19 protein-coding genes are annotated in these 22,366 nt (G+C 69.3%); 16 read left to right on the top strand and 3 right to left on the bottom strand.

Going from position 1 to position 22,366, the window contains the following annotated elements; genetic code table 11:
* The first annotated feature begins 73 nt into the window (after window positions 1–73).
* Entirely contained in the window at window positions 74–1,357 is a 1,284-nt protein-coding gene (locus MQP27_RS50175; RefSeq protein WP_242779173.1) for a geranylgeranyl reductase family protein, read from the top strand.
* Here MQP27_RS50175 and def read toward each other — a convergent pair whose 3' ends face one another.
* Window positions 1,358–1,984, bottom strand: coding sequence for a peptide deformylase (gene def, locus MQP27_RS50170; protein ID WP_242779170.1), 627 nt, complete (start codon window positions 1,982–1,984; stop codon window positions 1,358–1,360).
* Between the two features lie 90 nt (window positions 1,985–2,074).
* Here def and MQP27_RS50165 point away from each other — a divergent pair, with 90 nt between their 5' ends.
* Complete coding sequence (locus tag MQP27_RS50165) at window positions 2,075–3,919, top strand: hydroxysqualene dehydroxylase (RefSeq protein WP_242779167.1); 1,845 nt, start codon at window positions 2,075–2,077, stop codon at window positions 3,917–3,919.
* Window positions 3,920–4,020: 101 nt separating this feature from the next.
* Here MQP27_RS50165 and MQP27_RS50160 read toward each other — a convergent pair whose 3' ends face one another.
* The gene (locus MQP27_RS50160) at window positions 4,021–4,824 is read right to left on the bottom strand and encodes a C40 family peptidase (protein WP_242779164.1); all 804 of its coding nucleotides are present in this window, start codon (window positions 4,822–4,824) and stop codon (window positions 4,021–4,023) included.
* A gap of 778 nt (window positions 4,825–5,602) precedes the next feature.
* Here MQP27_RS50160 and MQP27_RS50155 point away from each other — a divergent pair.
* The 14 genes from MQP27_RS50155 to nuoN are packed head-to-tail and all read left to right on the top strand — an operon-like array spanning window position 5,603 to window position 21,651.
* Window positions 5,603–5,962 (top strand): NADH-quinone oxidoreductase subunit A, encoded by a 360-nt coding sequence (locus MQP27_RS50155; protein WP_003992243.1) that lies wholly within the window; start codon window positions 5,603–5,605, stop codon window positions 5,960–5,962.
* A gap of 15 nt (window positions 5,963–5,977) precedes the next feature.
* Window positions 5,978–6,532: a NuoB/complex I 20 kDa subunit family protein gene (locus MQP27_RS50150; protein WP_003998928.1), complete on the top strand. Its 555-nt coding sequence runs from the start codon at window positions 5,978–5,980 to the stop codon at window positions 6,530–6,532.
* On the top strand, window positions 6,529–7,287 hold the full coding sequence (locus MQP27_RS50145) for an NADH-quinone oxidoreductase subunit C (protein WP_242779161.1): 759 nt from the start codon (window positions 6,529–6,531) through the stop codon (window positions 7,285–7,287). Before MQP27_RS50150 ends, MQP27_RS50145 begins: the two co-directional genes overlap by 4 nt.
* On the top strand, window positions 7,284–8,606 hold the full coding sequence (locus MQP27_RS50140) for an NADH-quinone oxidoreductase subunit D (protein WP_242779158.1): 1,323 nt from the start codon (window positions 7,284–7,286) through the stop codon (window positions 8,604–8,606). Before MQP27_RS50145 ends, MQP27_RS50140 begins: the two co-directional genes overlap by 4 nt.
* Entirely contained in the window at window positions 8,603–9,472 is an 870-nt protein-coding gene (gene nuoE / locus MQP27_RS50135; RefSeq protein WP_242779154.1) for an NADH-quinone oxidoreductase subunit NuoE, read from the top strand. The genes MQP27_RS50140 and nuoE overlap by 4 nt, the downstream gene beginning before the upstream one ends.
* Window positions 9,472–10,818 carry an NADH-quinone oxidoreductase subunit NuoF gene (gene nuoF, locus MQP27_RS50130; RefSeq protein ID WP_278197460.1) on the top strand — a complete coding sequence of 449 codons (1,347 nt, stop codon included), beginning with the start codon at window positions 9,472–9,474 and terminating at the stop codon, window positions 10,816–10,818. The genes nuoE and nuoF overlap by 1 nt, the downstream gene beginning before the upstream one ends.
* The gene (locus MQP27_RS50125) at window positions 10,815–13,319 is read left to right on the top strand and encodes an NADH-quinone oxidoreductase subunit G (RefSeq protein ID WP_242779148.1); all 2,505 of its coding nucleotides are present in this window, start codon (window positions 10,815–10,817) and stop codon (window positions 13,317–13,319) included. The genes nuoF and MQP27_RS50125 overlap by 4 nt, the downstream gene beginning before the upstream one ends.
* The gene (gene nuoH, locus MQP27_RS50120) at window positions 13,316–14,680 is read left to right on the top strand and encodes an NADH-quinone oxidoreductase subunit NuoH (RefSeq protein WP_242779145.1); all 1,365 of its coding nucleotides are present in this window, start codon (window positions 13,316–13,318) and stop codon (window positions 14,678–14,680) included. Before MQP27_RS50125 ends, nuoH begins: the two co-directional genes overlap by 4 nt.
* The gene (gene nuoI, locus MQP27_RS50115) at window positions 14,673–15,323 is read left to right on the top strand and encodes an NADH-quinone oxidoreductase subunit NuoI (protein ID WP_242779142.1); all 651 of its coding nucleotides are present in this window, start codon (window positions 14,673–14,675) and stop codon (window positions 15,321–15,323) included. The genes nuoH and nuoI overlap by 8 nt, the downstream gene beginning before the upstream one ends.
* Window positions 15,320–16,162 carry an NADH-quinone oxidoreductase subunit J gene (locus tag MQP27_RS50110; RefSeq protein ID WP_242779139.1) on the top strand — a complete coding sequence of 281 codons (843 nt, stop codon included), beginning with the start codon at window positions 15,320–15,322 and terminating at the stop codon, window positions 16,160–16,162. The genes nuoI and MQP27_RS50110 overlap by 4 nt, the downstream gene beginning before the upstream one ends.
* On the top strand, window positions 16,159–16,458 hold the full coding sequence (gene nuoK / locus MQP27_RS50105; RefSeq protein WP_242779136.1) for an NADH-quinone oxidoreductase subunit NuoK: 300 nt from the start codon (window positions 16,159–16,161) through the stop codon (window positions 16,456–16,458). Before MQP27_RS50110 ends, nuoK begins: the two co-directional genes overlap by 4 nt.
* A gap of 14 nt (window positions 16,459–16,472) precedes the next feature.
* Window positions 16,473–18,419: an NADH-quinone oxidoreductase subunit L gene (nuoL, locus tag MQP27_RS50100; protein WP_242779134.1), complete on the top strand. Its 1,947-nt coding sequence runs from the start codon at window positions 16,473–16,475 to the stop codon at window positions 18,417–18,419.
* A gap of 5 nt (window positions 18,420–18,424) precedes the next feature.
* A complete protein-coding gene (locus MQP27_RS50095; protein WP_242779131.1) occupies window positions 18,425–19,996 on the top strand; it encodes an NADH-quinone oxidoreductase subunit M in 1,572 nt (523 codons plus the stop codon).
* A complete protein-coding gene (nuoN, locus tag MQP27_RS50090; RefSeq protein WP_242779128.1) occupies window positions 19,993–21,651 on the top strand; it encodes an NADH-quinone oxidoreductase subunit NuoN in 1,659 nt (552 codons plus the stop codon). Before MQP27_RS50095 ends, nuoN begins: the two co-directional genes overlap by 4 nt.
* Window positions 21,652–21,714: 63 nt before the next feature.
* Here the strand turns inward: nuoN and MQP27_RS50085 are convergent, their stop codons facing one another.
* Window positions 21,715–22,245 carry a hypothetical protein gene (locus tag MQP27_RS50085; RefSeq protein ID WP_242779125.1) on the bottom strand — a complete coding sequence of 177 codons (531 nt, stop codon included), beginning with the start codon at window positions 22,243–22,245 and terminating at the stop codon, window positions 21,715–21,717.
* Window positions 22,246–22,366: the final 121 nt, after the last annotated feature.

Genomic DNA, 22,366 nt, shown 5'->3' with positions numbered 1-22,366 from the left:
TGTCCAGTGCCGGTCGGCACGCGGATTCAGAACTTGATTCCGAACTTGATTCCGAGCCTGGGGAGATCCCGTCGTGACCGAGCCCCTCTCCGAGAACACCGCCGATGTGATCGTCGTCGGCGCGGGGCCAGCCGGCTCCACCACCGCCTACTACCTCGCCAAGGCCGGACTCGACGTACTCCTGCTGGAGAAGACCGAGTTCCCGCGCGAGAAGGTCTGCGGCGACGGACTCACCCCGCGCGCGACCAAGCAGCTCGTGGCCATGGGCATCGACGTCTCCGAGGAGGCCGGCTGGCTGCGCAACAAGGGCCTGCGCATCATCGGCGGCGGCGTCCGCCTCCAGCTGGACTGGCCGGATCTCGCCTCCTACCCGGACTACGGCCTCGTCCGCAAGCGCGACGACTTCGACGAGCAGCTCGCCCGGCAGGCCCAGAAGGCGGGGGCGCGGCTGTACGAGCGCTGCAACGTCGGCGCGCCCGTCGTGGACGACCGCACCGGCCGCATCACCGGCGTGCACGCGAAGCTCGGCGAGGAGAAGCGCGAGGTCACCTTCCACGCGCCGCTCGTGGTCGCCGCCGACGGCAACTCCACGCGGCTGTCGCTGGCGATGGGCCTGCACCGCCGCGAGGACCGCCCGATGGGCGTGGCCGTACGGACGTACTTCACCAGCCCGCGCCACGACGACGACTACCTGGAGTCCTGGCTGGAGCTGTGGGACCGCCGCGGCGCCCAGGACCGGCTGCTGCCCGGCTACGGCTGGATCTTCGGCATGGGCGACGGCACGTCCAACGTCGGCCTCGGCGTCCTGAACACCTCGGACTCCTTCAAGGAGCTGGACTGGCGCGAGGTGCTGAAGGCCTGGTGCGCGTCCATGCCGGCGGACTGGGGCTACACCCCGGAGAACATGACAGGACCGATCCGCGGCGCCGCTCTCCCCATGGCCTTCAACCGCCAACCGCACTACACGCGCGGGCTGTTGCTCGTCGGCGACGCCGGCGGCCTGGTGAACCCCTTCAACGGCGAGGGCATCGCCTACGCCATGGAGTCCGGCCAGATCGCCGCCGACGTCATCGTCCAGGCCCACGCCCGCGCGACCCCCGCGGGGCGTGAGATGGCGCTCCAGCGTTACCCGCGGGTGCTGAAGGACACGTACGGGGGTTACTACACACTGGGCCGCGCCTTCGTGAAGCTCATCGGCAACCCGAAGGTCATGAAGATCGCGGCCCAGCGCGGTCTGACCCACCCGCTCCTGATGAAGTTCACCCTGAAGATGCTCGCCAACCTCACCGACCCGACGGGCGGCGACGCGATGGACCGCATCATCAACGGTCTGAGCAAGGTGGCACCGAAGGCGTAGCTAGCCGTTCAGCGCCGCGACGTTGGCGGCCCGGCGTGCGAACACCTCGTCGCGCCGGTCCGCCACCTGGCGCAGGGCGTCCTTGCGGTCGCGCTTGGAGAGCCGGTCCAGGTAGACGTGGCCGTTGACGTGGTCCGTCTCGTGGGCCAGGCAGCGCGCGAAGTAGCCGGTGCCCTCGATGACGAGCGGCTCCCCGTCCTTGTCCAGCCCCCGCACCACGGCCCGGTCGGGACGCGGTACGTCCATCACGGCACCCGGCACCGACAGGCACCCCTCGTTCTCGTCGAGCAGCCGCCGGCCAGCCGGGTCGAGGCTGTCGAGGACCGGGTTGACGACGTGCCCGACGTGCCGGACCCCCTCGTCGTCCAGGCAGTCGTAGACGAACAGCCGCAGACCGACCCCGACCTGGTTCGCCGCGAGCCCCGCCCCTTCCGCGATGTACATCGTCAGGAACATGTCGTCGATGAGCGCGGCGAGGTCGGGCCCGAACTCGGTGACGTCCCGGCACGGCTTGTGCAGGACCCCTTCGCCGACCTCGGTGACGCGCCGCACCTGCCCGCGCCGCGCCTCGGGCGCGAACGGCGGATACGAGTCGACGGGCCTGCCTTGTACGAACACGCTGGGCATGTCTGTGTCTCCTAGTGGTTGTGAGGATGCTGTGGGTAGTGGGGCGACGGCCTTCCGGCCCCCGGAACCCGTCCCTACCCTCCGGAGTTCATGACAACAGAACACGCGCACACTCCGCAGGGGAACACCGGGCCGCGGGAGAACACCGGCCACACCCGCAGACGCTTTCTCGCCGGGGCCGGGGGAGCGGCCGCCGGGGGAGTGGCTCTCGCGTTAGGGGGCGTCGGCAGGGCGTCCGCGGCGCCGGCCGCCACCCACGTCGCCGTCCTCGGCGGCGGAGTCTCCGGCCTCAGCGCCGCCCACGAACTCGCCGAACGCGGCTACGCCGTCACCGTCTACGAGTACTACGACGTCCTCGGCGGCAAGGCCCGCTCGATGGACGTCCCGGACACCGCGAGCGGCGGACGCAAACCCCTCCCAGGCGAGCACGGCTTCCGCTTCTTCCCCGGCTTCTACCGGAACCTCCCCGACACCATGCGCCGCATCCCCTTCCCCGGAAACCCGGGCGGCGTCCGCGGCAACCTCCGCAACGCCACCGAGGAGCTGTTCTCCCGCAGCTCCGGCCGCGCCGACCTGCACGTCCCCCTGCGCCGGGCCACCACCCCGCCCGCCCCCGGTGACATCACCCCGACCTGGATCCGCGACCAGATCCTCGCCGCCCTCGACCTGGCCGGCCGCCTACCCGCCCACGAGGCCGCCTACTACGCCGACCGCCTCCTGGTCCACATCACCAGCTGCGACGCCCGCCGCGAGGACCAGTGGGAGAAGACGTCCTGGTGGGACTTCATCCGCGCCGAGGAGATGAGCGAGGAGTACCAGCGGCTCCTCGGCATCGGCCAGACCCGCAACCTCGTCGCCACCCGCGCCGAGGTGGCGTCCACCCGCACGGTCGGCCGCGTCATCATCGAGGCCCTCATCCTCTGGGGCCTGCTCGGCCGAGGCCTGGACGGACCCGACGCCGACATCGACCGCGTCCTCAACGCCCCCACCAGCGAGGCCTGGATCGACCCCTGGGAGACCCACCTGCGCTCCCTGGGCGTCGAGTTCGTCACCGGAACCCAGGTGAAGGAGGTCCTGTACGAGGGCGGCCGGGTCACCGGCGTACGCGTCGCCGCGCGTGACGGCGGCCTGGAACGTGTCGTCACCGCCGACCACTACGTCTCCGCGCTCCCGGTCGAGCACGCGCGCGTGACATGGGGCCCGGCCCTGCGCGCCGCCGACCCGCAGCTCGCCCGCTGCGACGCGCTGCGGACGGACTGGATGACCGGCGTGATGTTCTACCTGCGCACGCCCACCCCCGTCGTGCACGGCCACATCAACTGCGTCGACTCACCCTGGGCGGTGACCGGGATCGGGCAGGCCCAGTTCTGGGACGCCCGGGACTTCTCCCGCGACTACGGCGACGGCCAGGCCCACGACTGTCTGTCCGCGATCATCTCGGAGTGGGACAAGCCCGGCATCCTGTACGGCAAGACGGCCAAGGAGTGCACCAAGGACGAGATCGTCGCCGAGCTGTGGGCTCAGCTCAAGGACGGGCTCAACGACGCCGGGAAGACGGTCCTCTCCGACGACGACCGCCTCGGCTGGTTCATGGACCCCGCCGTGACGGGCCTGGGCGGCCCCGACCCGCAGAACCGCGAGCAGCTCCTCATCCACCCCACGGGCACGCTCTACAACCGGCCTTCGGCCCGCACCGCGGTCCCGAACTTCTTCCTCGCCGGCGACTACGTCCGCACGGACGTCGACCTCGCGACCATGGAAGGCGCCAACGAGTCGGCACGACGTGCCGTCAACGCCCTGCTCGACGCGGACAATTCGGACGCCGAGCGCTGCGAGATCGTGGAGCTGTACCGCCCGCCGGAGATGGAGCCCCTCAAGCGCGTCGACGAGCTCCGCTACAAGCTGGGCCTGCCCAACACCTTCGACCTGGGATAGCCGCCGGGGTTCGACGGAGGAGGGTGTGACGGAGGGCCGCTGCCCCCGAGCGGCTGCGGCCCTTCCGTGCGTTCTCGGTCGTTCCCTGGTGTCGCGCCGGGTCAGAGCACCCGCACCGCGCCGGTCGGCGGGTCGTAGGAGAGCGGCTTCTCGACCACACCGGTCGACGGGTTCTGCGCGCCGACGAACATGCCGTCGCCGACGTACACCGCCACGTGGTACGCGCTGCCCGCGCTTCCCCAGTACAGGATGTCGCCCGGCTGAAGGTTGCTCAGCGAGACCTGGGTGCCGGCGGTCGACTGGTCCTGCGAGACGCGCGGCAGGCTGATGCCGATCTGCTTGAAGGCGGTCTGCACGAGACCCGAGCAGTCCCACGAGTTGGGGCCGGTGCCGCCGGAGACGTACGCGTCGCCGATCTGCGCCTTCACGAAGGCGATGACGGCCGCGGCCGAACCCGTGGCCGTCGACGAGCTCGTCGAGGCGCTGGAGGTCGTGGAGGCGGCCAGGGTGGTCCGCTCGGCGCTGCGGGAGGCGGCCTGCTCGGCCGCTGCCTTGCGGGCGGCCTCGGCCTTCTTCTTGGCCTCCGCCTTCTTCTTCGCCTCCGCGAGGTCCGCCTTGGCCTGCTTCGCGGCCTTCGCGGCGGCCGCGTCACGCTCGGCCTGCAGCTCGTAGTTCGCGGCCGCCTGCTGCGTGGCGTCCGCGGACTGGGCGACCTGAGCGGCCAGATCGGCCGTCAGGGTGGGCAGTTGCAGGGTCTGCGTCGTCTCGGCGGCACTCGCCGAGGCCGATGCGCCCGCCGCCGCCATGCTGAGAACGCCACCGGCAACTCCGGCACGCACGGCGATGTTCGTCGTCGCGCTGCGGCGGGGTTTCCGGTGGCTGCGTATGTGAGCGGTGTGGGACATGAGAACAACCGGTATCAGGGGCTCCTCCATACCTTCAAGAAACGTGTGCTGCGCCACACTTGTTCAATCAGCCCCTCCAATCCCGGGCGTGGCGCTCCTTATTGACGCCGTAACGGACATTGCGGACCTCGGTCTTCCGGCCCGTGATCACGGTCTTTCGTCGGTACGTCCGAATTGCCCGCCGCCTACCATCGGTTGGGACGGTTGGCCAAGCCCCGTTCTCAGAGGCCTCTCATCAATGTGGCGGAGGTCACGCAACGGTCACGGGTGCGCTCGCGTCACGCGCGTAGATCACGAGCGCATTGCGGCGGGGTCGCGAGGGGGTCGCGGCCGGCCGTGCTCGTGAACGCGTGCACGCGTCCACATCGCGCCTCGGCTCTCACCTTGATGTGTGAATGCGGCCCTCTATCAAGGCGCCCCGTCCAGCGCCAATTTGCATGCAAGAGAACTCTCTTGATATGGAGACGCCCCTCCCGAACTGCGCCGACAAGCGGAAATGTCACCTCTGGTGATCACTCGGACGCTTCCAGTGCGAAGATCACCGCTCATCCGACTTCATGATCCTTCGTCAGGTGGTGGAGATCACAAAGCTTGTGCAATACCCCGTGTCGCAGATCACAGAGCGGCGGGCATAAGATGCGAGGCAGTTGGGCTTGTGACCTGCTTCACATGTTCTCGATCTTCGTTGGGACGAGCGGAGGTTAGAGCGGCGTATGAGGCGGGTGTGAGTCCGATGCCATCGCCAGCAGTCAGTGCCGACTGAGAGGAGCGAGGAGCGGTGAACGCCTATGCGCCCATCCTCGTACTGGGAGCCCTCGGGGCAGGCTTTGCGATCTTCTCCGTGGTCATGGCCACGCTGATCGGTCCGAAGCGGTACAACCGCGCCAAGCTCGAGGCCTACGAGTGCGGTATCGAGCCGACCCCCACGCCGGCCGGCGGCGGGCGCTTCCCCATCAAGTACTACCTGACGGCGATGCTCTTCATCGTCTTCGACATCGAGATCGTCTTCCTCTACCCCTGGGCCGTCACCTTCGACGCCCTGGGGATCTTCGGGCTCGTGGAGATGCTGCTCTTCGTGCTCACCGTCTTCGTCGCCTACGCGTACGTATGGCGGCGCGGCGGCCTGGAATGGGACTGAGGGGCCTTTAACGACATGGGACTCGAAGAAAAGCTGCCGAGCGGATTCCTGCTGACCACCGTCGAGCAGGCCGCGGGCTGGGTGCGCAAGGCGTCCGTCTTCCCGGCCACCTTCGGCCTGGCCTGCTGCGCCATCGAGATGATGACCACGGGCGCCGGACGCTACGACCTGGCCCGCTTCGGCATGGAGGTCTTCCGCGGCTCACCCCGCCAGGCCGACCTCATGATCGTCGCCGGCCGGGTCAGCCAGAAGATGGCGCCCGTGCTGCGGCAGGTCTACGACCAGATGCCGAACCCCAAGTGGGTGATCTCCATGGGGGTCTGCGCCTCCTCGGGCGGCATGTTCAACAACTACGCGATCGTGCAGGGCGTCGACCACATCGTCCCGGTCGACATCTATCTCCCGGGCTGCCCGCCACGGCCCGAGATGCTCATGGACGCCATCCTCAAGCTCCACCAGAAGATCCAGACCTCCAAGCTCGGCGTGAACGCCGAGGAGGCCGCCCGCGAGGCCGAGGAAGCGGCGCTCAAGGCCCTGCCCACGATCGAGATGAAGGGGCTGCTGCGGTGAGCGACGCGAACGGCACCGGCGCCGGCGGGTCCAACGGGGTCAACCCCGAGAAGGACCTCGGCGCCTCCAACCTCCCCGGCCAGCGCGGCGAGGGCGGCGAGGAGATCCGCGTCCAGCGCGGCATGTTCGGCGCCAACAACGGCGGCGACACCTCCGGCTACGGCGGCCTGGTCCGCTCGATCCGCCTCCCGGGACCGGCGGCCCGCCCCTACGGCGGCTGGTTCGACGAGGTCGCCGACGAGCTGGAAGGCGCGCTGGAGGAGCAGGGCCTGCTCCCCGACAACGCCATCGAGAAGACGGTCGTCGACCGCGGCGAACTCACCTTCCACATCGAGCGCGAGCACCTGCTGCGCGTCGCCCGCACCCTGCGCGACGACCCGGCCCTGCGCTTCGAGCTGTGCACCGGCGTTAGCGGAGTCCACTACCTCCACGACAAGGGCCGCGAGCTGCACGCCGTCTACCACCTGCGCTCGATCACCCACAACCGGCTGATCCGCCTGGAGGTCAGCGCCCCGGACGCCGACCCGCACATCCCGTCCCTGGTCTCCGTGTATCCGACCAACGACTGGCACGAGCGCGAGACCTACGACTTCTTCGGGATCGTCTTCGACGGTCACCCGGCCCTGACCCGGATCATGATGCCGGACGACTGGCAGGGCCACCCGCAGCGCAAGGACTACCCGCTCGGCGGCATCCCCGTCGAGTACAAGGGCGCCCAGATCCCGGCTCCGGACCAGCGGAGGTCGTACTCGTGAGCACTTCGCAAGCCTCTCCTCGCGAGACCACCGAGGGCACCGTCTACACGGTCACCGGTGGCGACTGGGACGAGATCGTCCAGTCCGCGGCCCGCGCCGACGACGAGCGCATCGTCGTCAACATGGGCCCCCAGCACCCCTCCACCCACGGAGTGCTCCGCCTGATCCTGGAGATCGACGGCGAGACGGTCACCGAGGCCCGCTGCGGCATCGGCTACCTGCACACCGGCATCGAGAAGAACCTCGAGTTCCGCACGTGGACACAGGGCACCACGTTCGTGACGCGCATGGACTACCTGACGTCCTTCTTCAACGAGACCGCCTACTGTCTCGCCGTCGAGAAGCTCCTCGGCATCGAGGACGAGATCCCCGACCGCGCCACCCTCATCCGCGTGCTCCTCATGGAGCTCAACCGGCTCTCCTCGCACCTGGTGTGCATCGCCACCGGCGGCATGGAGCTCGGCGCCACCACGATCATGATCTACGGATTCCGTGATCGTGAAATGATTCTCGACATCTACGAGCTCATCACGGGCCTCCGGATGAACCACGCGTACATCCGCCCCGGCGGACTCGCGCAGGACCTGCCGCCCGGCGCGGTGGACCACATCCGCGAGTTCGTGAAGAAGATGAAGAAGAACCTCCCGGAGTACGACAAGCTCGCCACCGGGAACCCCATCTTCAAGGCCCGTATGCAGGACGTCGGCTACCTCGACCTGGCCGGCTGCATGGCCCTCGGCGCCACCGGCCCGATCCTGCGCTCCACCGGCCTGCCGCACGACCTGCGCAAGGCGCAGCCCTACTGCGGCTACGAGACCTTCGACTTCGACGTCCCCACCGCCGACACCTGCGACTCCTACGGCCGCTTCCTCATCCGCCTGGAGGAGATGCGGCAGTCGCTGAGGATCGTCGAGCAGTGCCTGGACCGGCTGCAGCCCGGCCCGGTCATGGTCGCCGACAAGAAGATCGCCTGGCCCGCCCAGCTCGCCCTGGGACCGGACGGACTCGGCAACTCCCTCGACCACATCAAGAAGATCATGGGCACCTCCATGGAGGCCCTGATCCACCACTTCAAGCTGGTCACCGAGGGCTTCCGGGTCCCGCCGGGCCAGGCGTACGCGGCCGTGGAGTCACCCAAGGGCGAACTCGGCGTGCACGCCGTGTCCGACGGCGGCACCCGCCCCTTCCGGGTCCACTTCCGCGACCCGTCCTTCACCAACCTGCAGGCCATGGCGGCGATGTGCGAGGGCGGCCAGGTCGCCGACGTCATCGTCGCCGTCGCGTCCATCGACCCCGTGATGGGAGGCGTCGACCGGTGACCACCAGTTCCTCTGGCGTCAGCCTGGGCATGCCCGAACTGCCCGCGCCCGCCTACCCGGACGACGTCCGAGCCCGCCTGGAGGCGGACGCGCGCGAGGTGATCGCCCGCTACCCCGACTCGCGGTCCGCGCTCCTGCCGTTGCTGCACCTCGTGCAGGCGGAGGAGGGCCATGTCACGCGCACCGGGATGCAGTTCTGCGCGGACGTGCTGGAGCTGACCACGGCCGAGGTCACCGCCGTCGCGACCTTCTACACGATGTACCGGCGCAAGCCGAGCGGTGACTACCAGGTGGGCGTCTGCACCAACACGCTGTGCGCGGTGATGGGCGGCGACGCGATCTTCGAGGAGCTCCAGGAGCACCTCGGTGTCGGCAACGGTGAGACCACCGAGGACGGCAAGGTCACCCTGGAGCACATCGAGTGCAACGCGGCCTGCGACTTCGCGCCGGTGGTGATGGTCAACTGGGAGTTCTTCGACAACCAGTCCCCGGCCAGCGCCAAGCGCCTCGTCGACGACCTGCGCGCGGGACGGGACGTCCAGCCCACGCGCGGGGCGCGCCTGTGCACGTTCAAGGAGACCGCGCGGATCCTGGCCGGCTTCCCCGACGAGCGGCCCGGGGCCGTCGAGGAGAGCGGCAGTGCGGGACCGGCGTCGCTGGTGGGCCTTCGCCTGGCAAGGGGAGAGGCCGCACCCGCGCGCGTGGTCCATCCGCGGGACGGCGGCCCGCACGAGGACGAGCCGCAGGACAGGGCAGTGCACGACCCGTCGCCGACCGAGCACCTGAGCTCACACGATGCGCCGCAGGACACGTCGGCCTCCGACCCAGCCCACCCGGCAGGGCCTGCCGCCGAGGAGGGGGAGTGATGACCTTGGCACCCGAACTCAAGAACAACAGCCCCGAGAAGCTGCTCGCACCCGTGCTGTCGGCCTTCTGGGACGAGGACGAGTCCTGGACTCTGGACGTCTACCGAAGGCACGAGGGCTACGAGGGGCTCCGCAAGGCGCTGGCGATGTCGCCGGACGACCTGATCGCGTACGTCAAGGACTCCGGTCTGCGCGGCCGCGGTGGCGCGGGATTCCCGACGGGAATGAAATGGCAGTTCATTCCCCAGGGTGATGGAAAGCCACACTATCTAGTTGTCAACGCCGACGAATCGGAGCCAGGGACGTGCAAGGACATCCCGCTCCTGTTCGCGAACCCGCACAGCCTCATCGAGGGCATTGTCATCGCGTGTTATGCCATCAGGTCTTCGCATGCCTTCATCTATCTGCGTGGTGAAGTCGTCCCCGTATTGCGGCGGTTGCACGAGGCCGTGCGCGAGGCCTACGCGGCGGGCTACCTCGGCGAGAACATCCTGGGCAGCGGCCTGAATCTCGAACTCACCGTGCACGCCGGCGCCGGCGCGTACATCTGCGGTGAGGAGACCGCACTGCTCGACTCGCTCGAAGGCCGCCGTGGTCAACCGCGGCTCCGTCCCCCCTTTCCTGCGGTGGCGGGCCTCTATGCGTGCCCGACTGTTGTGAACAACGTCGAGTCGATCGCGTCGGTTCCCGCGATTCTGCATCGGGGCAAAGAATGGTTCCGGTCGATGGGCAGCGAGAAGTCCCCGGGCTTCACGCTCTACTCGCTCAGCGGCCATGTCGCCAGCCCCGGCCAGTACGAGGCCCCGCTCGGCATCACGCTCCGCCAGCTCCTCGAAATGAGCGGCGGGATGCGCCCCGGACACCGCCTGAAGTTCTGGACGCCGGGCGGCTCCTCGACGCCGATGTTCACCGACGAGCACCTCGACGTGCCCCTCGACTACGAGGGAGTGGGCGCCGCCGGTTCCATGCTCGGCACCAAGGCTCTCCAGTGCTTCGACGAGACGACCTGCGTGGTCCGCGCCGTCACCCGCTGGACCGAGTTCTACGCCCACGAGTCCTGCGGCAAGTGCACACCCTGCCGCGAAGGGACGTACTGGCTCGTGCAGTTGCTGCGCGACATCGAGGCCGGCAAGGGCACCATGTCCGACCTCGACAAGCTGAACGACATCGCCGACAACATCAACGGCAAGTCCTTCTGCGCCCTCGGCGACGGCGCCGCCTCGCCGATCTTCTCCTCGCTCAAGTACTTCCGCGAGGAGTACGAGCAGCACATCACCGGCCGGGGCTGCCCCTTCGACCCGGCGAAGTCGACGGCCTGGGCCGACCGCCCGGAGGTGAACGCATGACCGTGACCACCAACGCTCCCGCGGGAGGGGGAGAGGCGGCGGTCCCGCCGGAGGATCTCGTCTCGCTGACGATCGACGGCGCCGAGATCAGCGTGCCCAAGGGCACCCTGGTCATCCGGGCCGCCGAGCAGCTCGGCATCGAGATCCCCCGCTTCTGCGACCACCCGCTGCTCGACCCGGCCGGCGCCTGCCGCCAGTGCATCGTCGAGGTCGAGGGCCAGCGCAAGCCGATGGCGTCCTGCACCATCACGTGCACGGACGGCATGGTCGTGAAGACCCACCTCACCTCACCGGTCGCCGAGAAGGCCCAGCACGGTGTGATGGAGCTGCTGCTCATCAACCACCCGCTGGACTGCCCGGTCTGCGACAAGGGCGGCGAGTGCCCCCTGCAGAACCAGGCCATGTCCCACGGTCAGGCCGACTCCCGTTTCGAAGGCAAGAAGCGGACGTACGAGAAGCCCGTCCCGATCTCCACGCAGGTGCTGCTCGACCGCGAGCGGTGCGTGCTGTGCGCCCGCTGCACCCGGTTCTCCAACCAGGTCGCGGGCGATCCGATGATCGAGCTCCTGGAGCGCGGCGCGCTCCAGCAGGTCGGCACCGGCGAGGGCGACCCCTTCGAGTCGTACTTCTCCGGCAACACCATCCAGATCTGCCCCGTCGGCGCGCTGACCTCGGCGGCGTACCGATTCCGCTCCCGCCCCTTCGACCTGGTGTCCTCGCCGAGCGTGTGCGAGCACTGCTCCGGCGGCTGCGCCACCCGCACCGACCACCGGCGCGGCAAGGTCATGCGCCGCCTCGCGGCCAACGACCCCGAGGTCAACGAGGAGTGGATCTGCGACAAGGGCCGCTTCGCCTTCCGGTACGCCCAGCAGCGCGACCGCCTGGAGACGCCCCTGGTGCGCAACGCCGAGGGCGACCTGGAGCCGGCCTCCTGGCCGGAGGCGCTGCAGATCGCGGCCCAGGGCCTGCTCGCCTCGCGCGGCCGCACCGGCGTCCTGACCGGCGGCCGCCTCACCGTCGAGGACGCCTACGCGTACAGCAAGTTCGCGCGCGTGGCGCTCGACACCAACGACATCGACTTCCGCGCGCGCGTGCACGGCAGCGAGGAAGCCGACTTCCTGGCGGCCCGGGTCGCCGGCCGCGGCCGCGACCTCGACGGTACGGGTGTCACGTACACCTCCCTGGAGAAGGCGCCCGCGGTCCTGCTGGTCGGGTTCGAGGCCGAGGAGGAGGCGCCCGGCGTCTTCCTGAGGCTGCGCAAGGCCTGGCGGGGGCACGGGCAGAAGGTGTTCGCGCTGGCCACGCACGCGACGCGGGGTCTGGAGAAGGCGGGCGGCAGGCTGTTGCCGGCGGCTCCCGGCACCGAGACCGAATGGCTGGACGCGCTGGCCGGCGGCGTTGGCCTGGAGGACGGCGGAGCCGAGGCGGCCGAGGCGCTGCGCGCCGAGGGCGCGGTGATCGTCGTGGGCGAGCGCCTCGCCGCGGTCGCCGGTGGCCTCACCGCCGCCGTACGGGCCGCCTCCGCGACCGGCGCCGAGCTCGTCTGGATCCCGCGGCGGGCCGGGGAGCGCGGCGCCGTCGAGGTGGGCGCGCTGCCGTCGCTGCTGCCGGGCGGACGCCCGGCGACCGACCCACGCGCGCGTGAGGAGGTCGCCGCCGCCTGGGGCGTCGCCGAACTCCCGCACCGCTACGGCCGCGACACCAGCCAGATCGTCGAGGCCGCCGCCAACGGTGAGTTGCAGGCCCTGGTGGTCGCGGGCGTCGAGATCGCCGACCTGCCGGACCCGGCACGCGCGCGTGAAGCACTTCACGAGGCCGGCTTCGTCGTCTCGCTGGAGCTGCGGCCCAGCGAGGTCAGCGAGCACGCCAGCGTCGTCCTGCCGGTGGCCGCGGTCGCCGAGAAGGCCGGCACCTTCCTCAACTGGGAGGGCAGGGTGCGCTTCTTCGACGCCGCGCTCAAGCCCGACCAGATGACCCGCCGCCTCGCGCCGACCGACGCGCGCGTGCTGCAGATGCTGGCCGACGCCATGGACGTACACCTGGGTCTGCCGGACCTGCGGACCGTACGGGCGGAGATCGACCGGCTCGGGCCCTGGGACGGGCCGCGGGCGACCGAACCGCTGGAGAGCGGGAGCCAGTTGCCCCGGCCCGCCGCCGGGGAGGCCGTACTGGCCGGGCACCGGCTCCTGCTCGACCAGGGCCGCCTCCAGGAGGGCGACGAGGCGCTCGCCGGGACGCGGCACGCCGCCCACGCGCGCGTGTCGGCCGCGACGGCCGCCGAGGCGGGCGTCAAGGACGGCGACCTCCTCGCCGTGACCGGCTCCGCCGGAACGGTCGAACTCCCGCTGCTGATCACCGAGATGCCCGACCGCGTGGTCTGGCTCCCGCTGAACTCCGTCGGCAGGGGCGTCGCCTCCGACACCGGGGCGCTGCCCGGCGCACTCGTCCGCATCGGCCCGGCGACGCTCGTCGGCGAGGCCCCGAAGGAGGTGGAGGCATGAACCCGTACCTCGCCGCTGAAGACCTCTCGATGTTCGGCCGCGATCCCTGGTGGCTGGTCGTCGTCAAGGCGGTGTTCTGCTTCGCCTTCCTGATGGTGACCGTGCTGTTCTCCATCGTCTGGGAGCGCAAGGTCGTCGCCTGGATGCAGCTGCGCATCGGCCCCAACCGGCACGGCCCCTGGGGCATGCTCCAGTCGCTCGCCGACGGCATCAAGCTGATGCTCAAGGAAGACATCATCGTCAAGCGCGCGGACAAGGTGGTCTACGTCCTCGCACCGATCGTCGCGGCGATCCCGGCCTTCATGGCGATCGCGGTGATCCCCTTCGGCCCGGCCGGCAACGAGATCTCGATCTTCGGCCACCGCACCACGATGCAGCTCACCGACCTGCCGATCGCGATGCTCTACATCCTGGCGGTCGCCTCGGTCGGCATCTACGGCATCGTGCTGGCGGGTTGGAGTTCCGGATCCACCTACCCGCTGCTCGGCGGCCTCCGCTCCTGCGCGCAGATGATCTCGTACGAGATCGCCATGGGCGCCGCGTTCGCCTCGGTGTTCCTCTACTCGGGCTCGATGTCGACCTCGACGATCGTCGAGCAGCAGCACGACCGCTGGTACATCCTGCTGCTGCCGGTCTCCTTCATCCTCTACATCGTCACCATGGTGGGCGAGACCAACCGCGCCCCCTTCGACATGCCGGAGTCCGAGGGCGACCTGGTCGGCGGCTTCAACACCGAGTACTCGTCGATCAAGTTCGCGATGTTCATGCTCGCCGAGTACGTCAACATGGTGACCGTCTCCGCCGTCTCCACCACGCTCTTCCTCGGCGGCTGGCGCGCCCCCTGGCCGGTCAGCACCTTCTGGGAGGGCGCCAACCACGGCTGGTGGCCGCTCCTCTGGTTCGTGATCAAGGTCCAGCTGCTGCTGTTCTTCTTCATCTGGCTGCGCGGCACGCTTCCCCGCGTCCGCTACGACCAGCTGATGAAGCTCGGCTGGAAGGTCCTCATCCCGGTCTCCGTGGTCTGGCTGATGCTGGTCGCGACGGTGCGGGCGCTGAGGAACGAGAACTACGACTTCGCCGACATCGCCCTCTACATCGGCGGCGCCGTCCTCGCCCTGCTGCTCCTGTCCTTCGTCGTCGACATGTTCCGCGAGAAGGCGAAGGAGTCCGGGCAAGCCGCCGCGCAGCCCGCCGAGTTCGACCCGATGGCGGGCGGATTCCCCGTACCGCCACTGCCGGGACAGCAGCTCGCGGCGGTGCCCAGGCGCAGCCCGCGCCGTGAGCGGGAGCTGATTGTCAGTGGTGGGTCGGATACTGCCAGTGACGGATCTTCGGATGGAAAGGAGGGGTCCGATGGCTGAGGAGCCGAAGGAGACCGAGCAGCTGAAGCCCGGCTTCATGAACCCCGTCGCCGGCTTCGGCGTGACCTTCAAGGCCATGTTCAAGAAGCGGCTGACCGAGCAGTACCCGGAGCAGCAGAAGACCACCGCCCCTCGGTTCCACGGACGGCACCAGCTCAACCGCCATCCGGACGGCCTGGAGAAGTGCGTCGGCTGCGAGCTGTGCGCCTGGGCCTGTCCCGCCGACGCCATCTACGTGGAGGGCGCGGACAACACGGACGAGGAGCGCTACTCGCCGGGCGAGCGGTACGGGCGCGTGTACCAGATCAACTACGCCCGCTGCATCCTGTGCGGCCTGTGCATCGAGGCGTGCCCCACACGCGCGCTCACGATGACCAACGAGTTCGAGCTCGCGGACAGCAGCCGCGCCAACCTGATCTACACCAAGGAGCAGCTGCTCGCGGGCCTGGAAGACGGCATGGTCGACAGCCCGCACGCGATGTACCCGGGGACGGACGAGCAGGACTACTACCGGGGACTCGTCACGGAGGCCGCGCCCGGCACGGAGCGCCAAGTGGCCCTCTCCAAGGGCGAGGTCGTCCAGGAGGCCGCCTCGACCTTCGGCGAGGACGAGCCGGCGTCGGAGAAGGTGATCGGCCGATGAGCGCACAGGAACTCGCCGCCTACTCCACCTCCACCGGAGAGGCCTTCCAGTTCTGGGTCCTCGGCACCGTCGCCGTGATCGGCGCCCTGGCCACCGTCTTCATGAAGCGGGCCGTGCACAGCGCGCTCTCGCTCGCCGGCACCATGATCATCCTGGCGATCTTCTACCTCGCCAACGGCGCCTACTTCCTGGGCATCGTGCAGATCGTCGTCTACACCGGCGCGATCATGATGCTGTTCCTCTTCGTGGTGATGCTCGTCGGCGTGACGGCCGCGGACTCGCTGAAGGAGACCATCAAGGGCCAGCGCTGGCTGGCCCTTCTCTGCGGCCTCGGCTTCGGCATCCTGCTGCTCGCCGGGATCGGCAACGCGTCCCTGACGGAGTTCGACGGACTCTCCACGGCGAACGCGAACGGCAACGTGGAGGGCCTCGCCACCCTCATCTTCACCAAGTACGTCTTCGCCTTCGAAATCACCGGCGCCCTGCTGATCACGGCCGCCGTCGGTGCCATGGTGCTCACCCACCGCGAGCGCACCGAGCGCGCCAAGACGCAGCGCGAGCTGTCCGAACAGCGCGTCCGCGAGGGCAAGTACGTACCGCCGCTGCCGGCCCCCGGCGTGTACGCGCGGCACAACGCGGTCGACATCGCGGGCCTGCTGCCCGACGGCACCCCGTCCGAGCTCACCGTCAGCAAGACGCTGCGCGACCGCGGACAGATCCGTGACGTGTCGGCCGAGGCGCTGAACGACCTCAAGGCGCTGGAGCAGCGCGCGGAGGAGCGCCTGGAGCGCACCGAGATCGAACCGGCCACCTTCAAGCGGGAGGAGGCGTCGAAGTGAACCCGGTCAACTACCTGTATCTCTCGGCCCTGTTGTTCACGATCGGCGCCACCGGCGTGCTGATCAGGCGCAACGCGATCGTGGTGTTCATGTGCATCGAGCTGATGCTGAACGCCTGCAACCTCGCGTTCGTCACCTTCTCCCGGATGCACGGCAACCTCGACGGCCAGATCATCGCGTTCTTCACGATGGTCGTTGCCGCCGCGGAGGTCGTGGTCGGGCTGGCGATCATCGTGTCCCTGTTCCGTTCCCGCCACTCGGCCTCGGTCGACGACGCCAGCCTGATGAAGCTCTGAGGGGTCGCTGAATCGTGGAGAACCTGATTGCGCTGCTGGTGGCGGCGCCACTGCTCGGAGCGGCCGTACTGCTGTGCGGCGGCCGGCGGCTCGATGCCGTCGGCCACTGGATCGGCGTACTGATGTCGTCCGCCTCCTTCGTGTTCGGTGTGATCCTCTTCGCCGACCTGCTCGGCAAGGACGCCGAACACCGGACCCTGATGCAGCACCTGTTCAGCTGGGTCCCGGTCGAGGGCTTCCAGGCGGACGTCGCCTTCCGGCTCGACCAGCTGTCGGTGACGTTCGTCCTGCTGATCACCGGCGTCGGCTCGCTGATCCACCTGTACTCGGTCGGGTACATGGAGCACGACGAGCGCCGCCGCCGCTTCTTCGGCTACCTGAACCTGTTCCTCGCGGCGATGCTCCTGCTGGTCCTCGCCGACAACTACCTCCTGCTGTACGTCGGCTGGGAAGGCGTCGGTCTCGCCTCGTACCTCCTGATCGGCTTCTGGCAGCACAAGCCCAGCGCGGCGACCGCGGCCAAGAAGGCCTTCCTGGTCAACCGCGTCGGCGACATGGGCCTGTCCATCGCGATCATGCTGATGTTCACGACCTTCGGCACCTTCGCCTTCGGACCGGTCCTCAGCCACACCGGCGACACCTCCGAGGGCAAGCTCACCGCCATCGGCCTGATGCTCCTGCTCGCCGCCTGCGGCAAGTCCGCCCAGGTGCCGCTGCAGTCCTGGCTCGGGGACGCGATGGAGGGCCCGACCCCGGTCTCCGCCCTCATCCACGCCGCGACGATGGTGACCGCGGGCGTCTACCTGATCGTCCGCTCCGGAGCGATCTTCAACGCCGCCCCCGACGCACAGCTCGCGGTCACCGTGGTCGGTGCCGTCACGCTCCTGTTCGGTGCGATCGTCGGTTGCGCGAAGGACGACATCAAGAAGGCCCTCGCCGGCTCGACCATGTCGCAGATCGGCTACATGGTGCTGGCCGCGGGCCTCGGCCCCATCGGCTACGTCTTCGCGATCATGCACCTGGTGACGCACGGCTTCTTCAAGGCCGGGCTCTTCCTCGGCGCCGGCTCGGTCATGCACGGCATGAACGACGAGGTCGACATGCGGAAGTACGGCGGCCTGCGCAAGTACATGCCGGTCACCTTCATCACCTTCGGCCTCGGCTACCTCGCGATCATCGGCTTCCCGGGCCTGTCCGGCTTCTTCTCCAAGGACAAGATCATCGAGGCGGCCTTCGCGAAGGGCGGCACCGAGGGCTGGATCCTGGGCACCTGCGCACTGCTGGGCGCGGCCATCACCGCGTTCTACATGACGCGCGTGATGCTGATGACGTTCTTCGGCGAGGAGCGTTGGAAGAACCAACCCACCCGCTCCCCGGAGGCGCCGAGCGCGGAGCCCGCCGCCGAGCACCACGGCGAGCACGCCGAGCCGCACCCGCACGAGTCCCCGAAGGTCATGACGATCCCCATGATCGTGCTGGCCGTCGGCTCGGTCTTCGGCGGCGCGTTCTTCAGCATCGGCGACCGCTTCCTGCACTGGCTGGAGCCGGTCACCGGCCACAGCGAGGGCGACTCCCCGCTCAGCGCGGCGGCGGTCACCGGCGGGACCATGGTCTGCCTGCTGATCGGCGTCGGCATCGCGTGGGCCATGTACGGCCGCCGCCCGGTCCCGGCCGTCGCCCCGCGCGGCTCGCTGCTCACCCGGGCCGCCCGGCGCGACCTGCTGCAGGACGACTTCAACCACGTCGTCCTGGTCCGCGGCGGCGAGCACCTCACGCGCTCCCTGGTGTACGTCGACCACACCCTGGTCGACGGTGTCGTCAACGGCACGGCGGCCTCGGTCGGCGGCCTGTCCGGGCGGATGCGCAAGCTGCAGAACGGCTTCGCGCGGTCGTACGCGGTCTCGATGTTCGGCGGTGCGGCGATCCTCATCGCCGCGACCCTGCTGATGAGGGCGGTCTGATACCGATGTCCTTTCCTCTGCTGACAGCGACGGCGGTGCTCCCGGCCCTCGGAGCGGTGGCCACGGCCGCCGTACCGGCCGCGCGGCGCACCGCCGCCAAGTGGCTGGCGCTGGTCGTCTCGCTCGCCACCCTCGCCCTCGCGATCACCGTCCTGGTCCGCTTCGACCCGGACGGCGGCCGCTACCAGCTCACCGAGTCCCACGCCTGGATCGCGGACTTCGGAGTCAGGTACGAGCTGGGCGTGGACGGCATCGCGGTGGCGCTGATCGCGCTGACCGCCCTGCTGATGCCGTTCATCATCCTCGCGGGCTGGCACGACGCCGACCCGCTGGAGACCGGAAGCCGCCGCTGGCGTCCGACACAGGGCTTCTTCGCCCTGATCCTGGGCGTCGAGGCGATGGTGATCATCTCCTTCGAGGCCACCGACGTCTTCCTCTTCTACATCTTCTTCGAAGCCATGCTCATCCCGATGTACTTCCTCATCGGCGGCTTCGGGGACCGTGCCCACGAGCACGGTGAGGAGGCGGCGTCGACGCAACGGTCGTACGCGGCCGTGAAGTTCCTCCTCTACAACCTGGTCGGCGGCCTCATCATGCTGGCCGCGGTGATCGGCCTGTACGTGGTCGCCGGGAACTTCAGCCTCCAGGAGATCGCCGAGGCCCGCGCCAACGGCTCGCTGCACATGGCGACGAACACCGAACGCTGGCTGTTCCTCGGCTTCTTCTTCGCCTTCGCGGTGAAGGCGCCGCTGTGGCCGCTGCACACCTGGCTACCCAACGCCATGCAGGAGTCCACCGCCCCGGTCGCCGTCCTCATCACGGCGGTCGTCGACAAGGTGGGCACCTTCGCGATGCTCCGCTTCTGCCTCCAGCTCTTCCCGGAGGCGAGCAAGTGGGCGACGCCCGCGATCCTCGTACTGGCGCTCATCAGCATCATCTACGGGGCGCTGCTCGCGGTCGGCCAGCGGGACATCAAGCGGCTGGTGGCGTACGCGTCGATCTCGCACTTCGGCTTCATCATCATGGGCATCTTCGCGATGACCAGCCAGGGCCAGTCCGGCGCGACGCTCTACATGGTCAACCACGGCATCTCGACGGCCGCGCTGATGCTGGTCGCCGGCTTCCTGATCTCCCGGCGCGGCTCCCGGCTCATCGCGGACTACGGCGGTGTCCAGAAGGTCGCCCCGGTGCTCGCCGGCACCTTCCTGATCGGCGGCCTCGCGACCCTGTCGCTGCCAGGACTGGCGCCCTTCGTGAGCGAATTCCTGGTCCTGGTCGGCACGTTCACGCGCTACCCGGCGGTCGGGATCATCGCGACCTTCGGCATCGTGCTCGCCGCGCTCTACACCCTCGTCCTCTACCAGCGGACGATGACGGGCCCGGTGAAGCAGGAGGTCTCCGCCATGCCCGACCTGCGCGCGCGTGAGCTCCTGGTCGTGGCGCCGCTGATCGTCCTGCTGATCTTCCTGGGCGTCTACCCGAAGCCGGTGACGGACATCGTCAACCCGGCCGTGAAGTCGACCCTGTCCGACGTACACAAGAAGGACCCCAAGCCCTCGGTGGAGGCGGCCAAGTGAGCGCAACAGCCGTCCACAGCCTGTGGACAACGGCGGCGGCCGGGACCGATTCGATCTCGAAGATCCCCGCGCCGAAGATCGAATACGGGCAATTGTCGCCCACCCTGATCGTCGTGGGCGCGGCGATCGTCGGGGTGCTGATCGAGGCGTTCGTGCCGCGCAGGTCCCGCTACTACGCCCAGGTGTTCGTCTCCGCGGTCGCGCTCTGCGCCGCCTTCGCGGCGGTCGTCGCGCTCGCCGCAGACGGATACGGCACCACCAAGGCGCACATCGCGGCCATGGGCGCGATCGCGGTCGACGGGCCGTCCCTGTTCCTGCAGGGCACGATCCTGCTGGCCGGACTGGTCGGCCTGTTCACCTTCGCCGAGCGGCGGCTGGACCCGGAGGCGCACGGCAACCGCGTCGACTCGTTCGCCGCGCAGGCCGCGTCCGTGCCGGGCAGCGACAGCGAGAAGGCGGCCGTGAAGGCCGGGTTCACCACCACCGAGGTCTTCCCGCTGCTGCTCTTCGCGATCGCGGGCATGCTCGTGTTCCCCTCGGCCAACGACCTGCTGACGCTGTTCGTGGCCCTGGAGGTCTTCTCGCTGCCCCTCTACCTCCTGTGCGCCCTGGCCCGCCGCAAGCGGCTCATGTCGCAGGAGGCCGCGGTCAAGTACTTCCTGCTCGGCGCCTTCGCCTCCGCGTTCACGCTGTTCGGCATCGCGCTGCTCTACGGGTACGCGGGCTCGGTGTCGTACGCGCGGATCGCGCAGGTCGTCGACGGCACCGTCACCAACGTCGACCCGGCGCTCGCCGACACCATGGGCAACGACGCGCTGCTGCTGGTCGGCGGCGCGATGATCGTCATGGGGCTGCTGTTCAAGGTCGGCGCCGTCCCGTTCCACATGTGGACCCCGGACGTCTACCAGGGCGCACCGACCCCGGTGACCGGCTTCATGGCGGCGGCGACCAAGGTGGCCGCGTTCGGCGCACTGCTCCGCCTGCTGTACGTCGTCCTGCCGGGCCTGCGCTGGGACTGGCGGCCGGTCATGTGGGCGGTCGCGATCGTCACCATGCTGGGCGGTGCGATCGTCGCCATCACGCAGACCGACATCAAGCGGCTGCTGGCGTACTCGTCGATCGCGCACGCCGGATTCATCCTCGCGGGTGTCATCGCCACGTCGAAGGACGGCGTCTCGTCCGTCCTCTTCTACCTGGGCGCGTACTCCTTCGTGACGATCGGCGCCTTCGCCGTGGTCACCCTGGTGCGCGACGCGGGCGGCGAGGCGACCCACCTGTCCAAGTGGGCCGGGCTGGGCCGCCGTTCACCCCTTGTGGCGGCCGTGTTCGCGGTGTTCCTGCTGGCCTTCGCCGGCATTCCGCTGACCTCCGGCTTCGCCGGGAAGTTCGCCGTGTTCAAGGCGGCGGCGGAGGGCGGGGCGGCCCCGCTGGTCGTGGTCGGTGTGATCTCGTCCGCGGTCGCGGCCTTCTTCTACATCCGCGTGATCGTGCTGATGTTCTTCAGCGAGCCGCGGCCCGAGGGCCCGACGGTCGCCGTGCCGTCGCCGCTCACGATGACCGCGATCGGACTCGGTGTCGTGGTCACGCTGGTGCTCGGTGTGGCGCCGCAGTACTTCCTGGACCTGGCCAGCCAGGCCGGAGTCTTCGTGCGCTGACCCGCGACACGTGGGCCCCGGTTCTCCCGTCAGGGGAAGCCGGGGCCCTTCGCGTGCGCCAGGTCAGGCCTTCGGGCACGCCACCTCGGGGTTCCAGGGCGCGAACAGCCCGCTGGGGTTGGGCTTGTAGATCCAGGCGTGCAGCGTGAAGTAGCCCGGGAGCTGGTCCTTCTGGAAGGTCTCGCCGAACAGTGTCGGCGCGGTCTGCCCCGAGTCCTTCACGACCCACTCCACGGCGACGAGCTTGCGCCCCTCGCTGAACTCGTCCACGTCCGCGTACTCGTCCTTGAACTCGTCCGCGTACAGCAGAGCCGCCGGTTTCGCTGGATCGAGTGAACCGATATTCGCCGGATTGACGTAGTGGTAGCCCATGCCGCCCTCCTTCGGGTCGGCGACACAGACGTCGGTGCGGGCGAATCCGCCCTTCGGCGCGAACGCCTCGTATCCGTACTTCGCCGTCGCGTCGTACGTCTTCGACAGGTCGTTCCAGACGGACGGATCGGGGTCGGGCGCCGCGTGCGCGGGCAGGGCGGCCAGTGAGAAGGCCGCGGCCATCGCCAGGGTGACGGCGGCCTTGAGGGGCCGAGGGGCCATGGTCGAACTCCTTGGTGCGGGGGAGGCGCACACGCCTGGCACGCCGTCCATGGGGGAGAGCGGGCCTCCCCCGTCCCGCCCGAGCAGCATGTCCCGGCCGCCGGTGGCACGCCACGTGACG

Origin of the sequence: Streptomyces cylindrosporus (genome assembly GCF_022698165.1) — a bacterium.
GTDB lineage: Bacteria > Actinomycetota > Actinomycetes > Streptomycetales > Streptomycetaceae > Streptomyces > Streptomyces cylindrosporus.
Note: the sequence above shows the minus strand (reverse complement) of the source record. Positions and strands in the feature narration are given on the sequence as shown.

Excerpts from the sequence above, each read along its gene's own strand:
- def (WP_242779170.1), bottom strand. The coding sequence starts at position 1,984 with ATGCCCAGCGTGTTCGTACAAGGCAGGCCCGTCGACTCGTATCCGCCG.
- MQP27_RS50165 (WP_242779167.1), top strand. The coding sequence starts at position 2,075 with ATGACAACAGAACACGCGCACACTCCGCAGGGGAACACCGGGCCGCGG.
- MQP27_RS50160 (WP_242779164.1), bottom strand. The coding sequence starts at position 4,824 with ATGTCCCACACCGCTCACATACGCAGCCACCGGAAACCCCGCCGCAGC.
- MQP27_RS50150 (WP_003998928.1), top strand. The coding sequence starts at position 5,978 with ATGGGACTCGAAGAAAAGCTGCCGAGCGGATTCCTGCTGACCACCGTC.
- nuoF (WP_278197460.1), top strand. The coding sequence starts at position 9,472 with ATGACCTTGGCACCCGAACTCAAGAACAACAGCCCCGAGAAGCTGCTC.
- MQP27_RS50125 (WP_242779148.1), top strand. The coding sequence starts at position 10,815 with ATGACCGTGACCACCAACGCTCCCGCGGGAGGGGGAGAGGCGGCGGTC.
- nuoH (WP_242779145.1), top strand. The coding sequence starts at position 13,316 with ATGAACCCGTACCTCGCCGCTGAAGACCTCTCGATGTTCGGCCGCGAT.
- nuoI (WP_242779142.1), top strand. The coding sequence starts at position 14,673 with ATGGCTGAGGAGCCGAAGGAGACCGAGCAGCTGAAGCCCGGCTTCATG.
- MQP27_RS50110 (WP_242779139.1), top strand. The coding sequence starts at position 15,320 with ATGAGCGCACAGGAACTCGCCGCCTACTCCACCTCCACCGGAGAGGCC.
- MQP27_RS50095 (WP_242779131.1), top strand. The coding sequence starts at position 18,425 with ATGTCCTTTCCTCTGCTGACAGCGACGGCGGTGCTCCCGGCCCTCGGA.
- MQP27_RS50085 (WP_242779125.1), bottom strand. The coding sequence starts at position 22,245 with ATGGCCCCTCGGCCCCTCAAGGCCGCCGTCACCCTGGCGATGGCCGCG.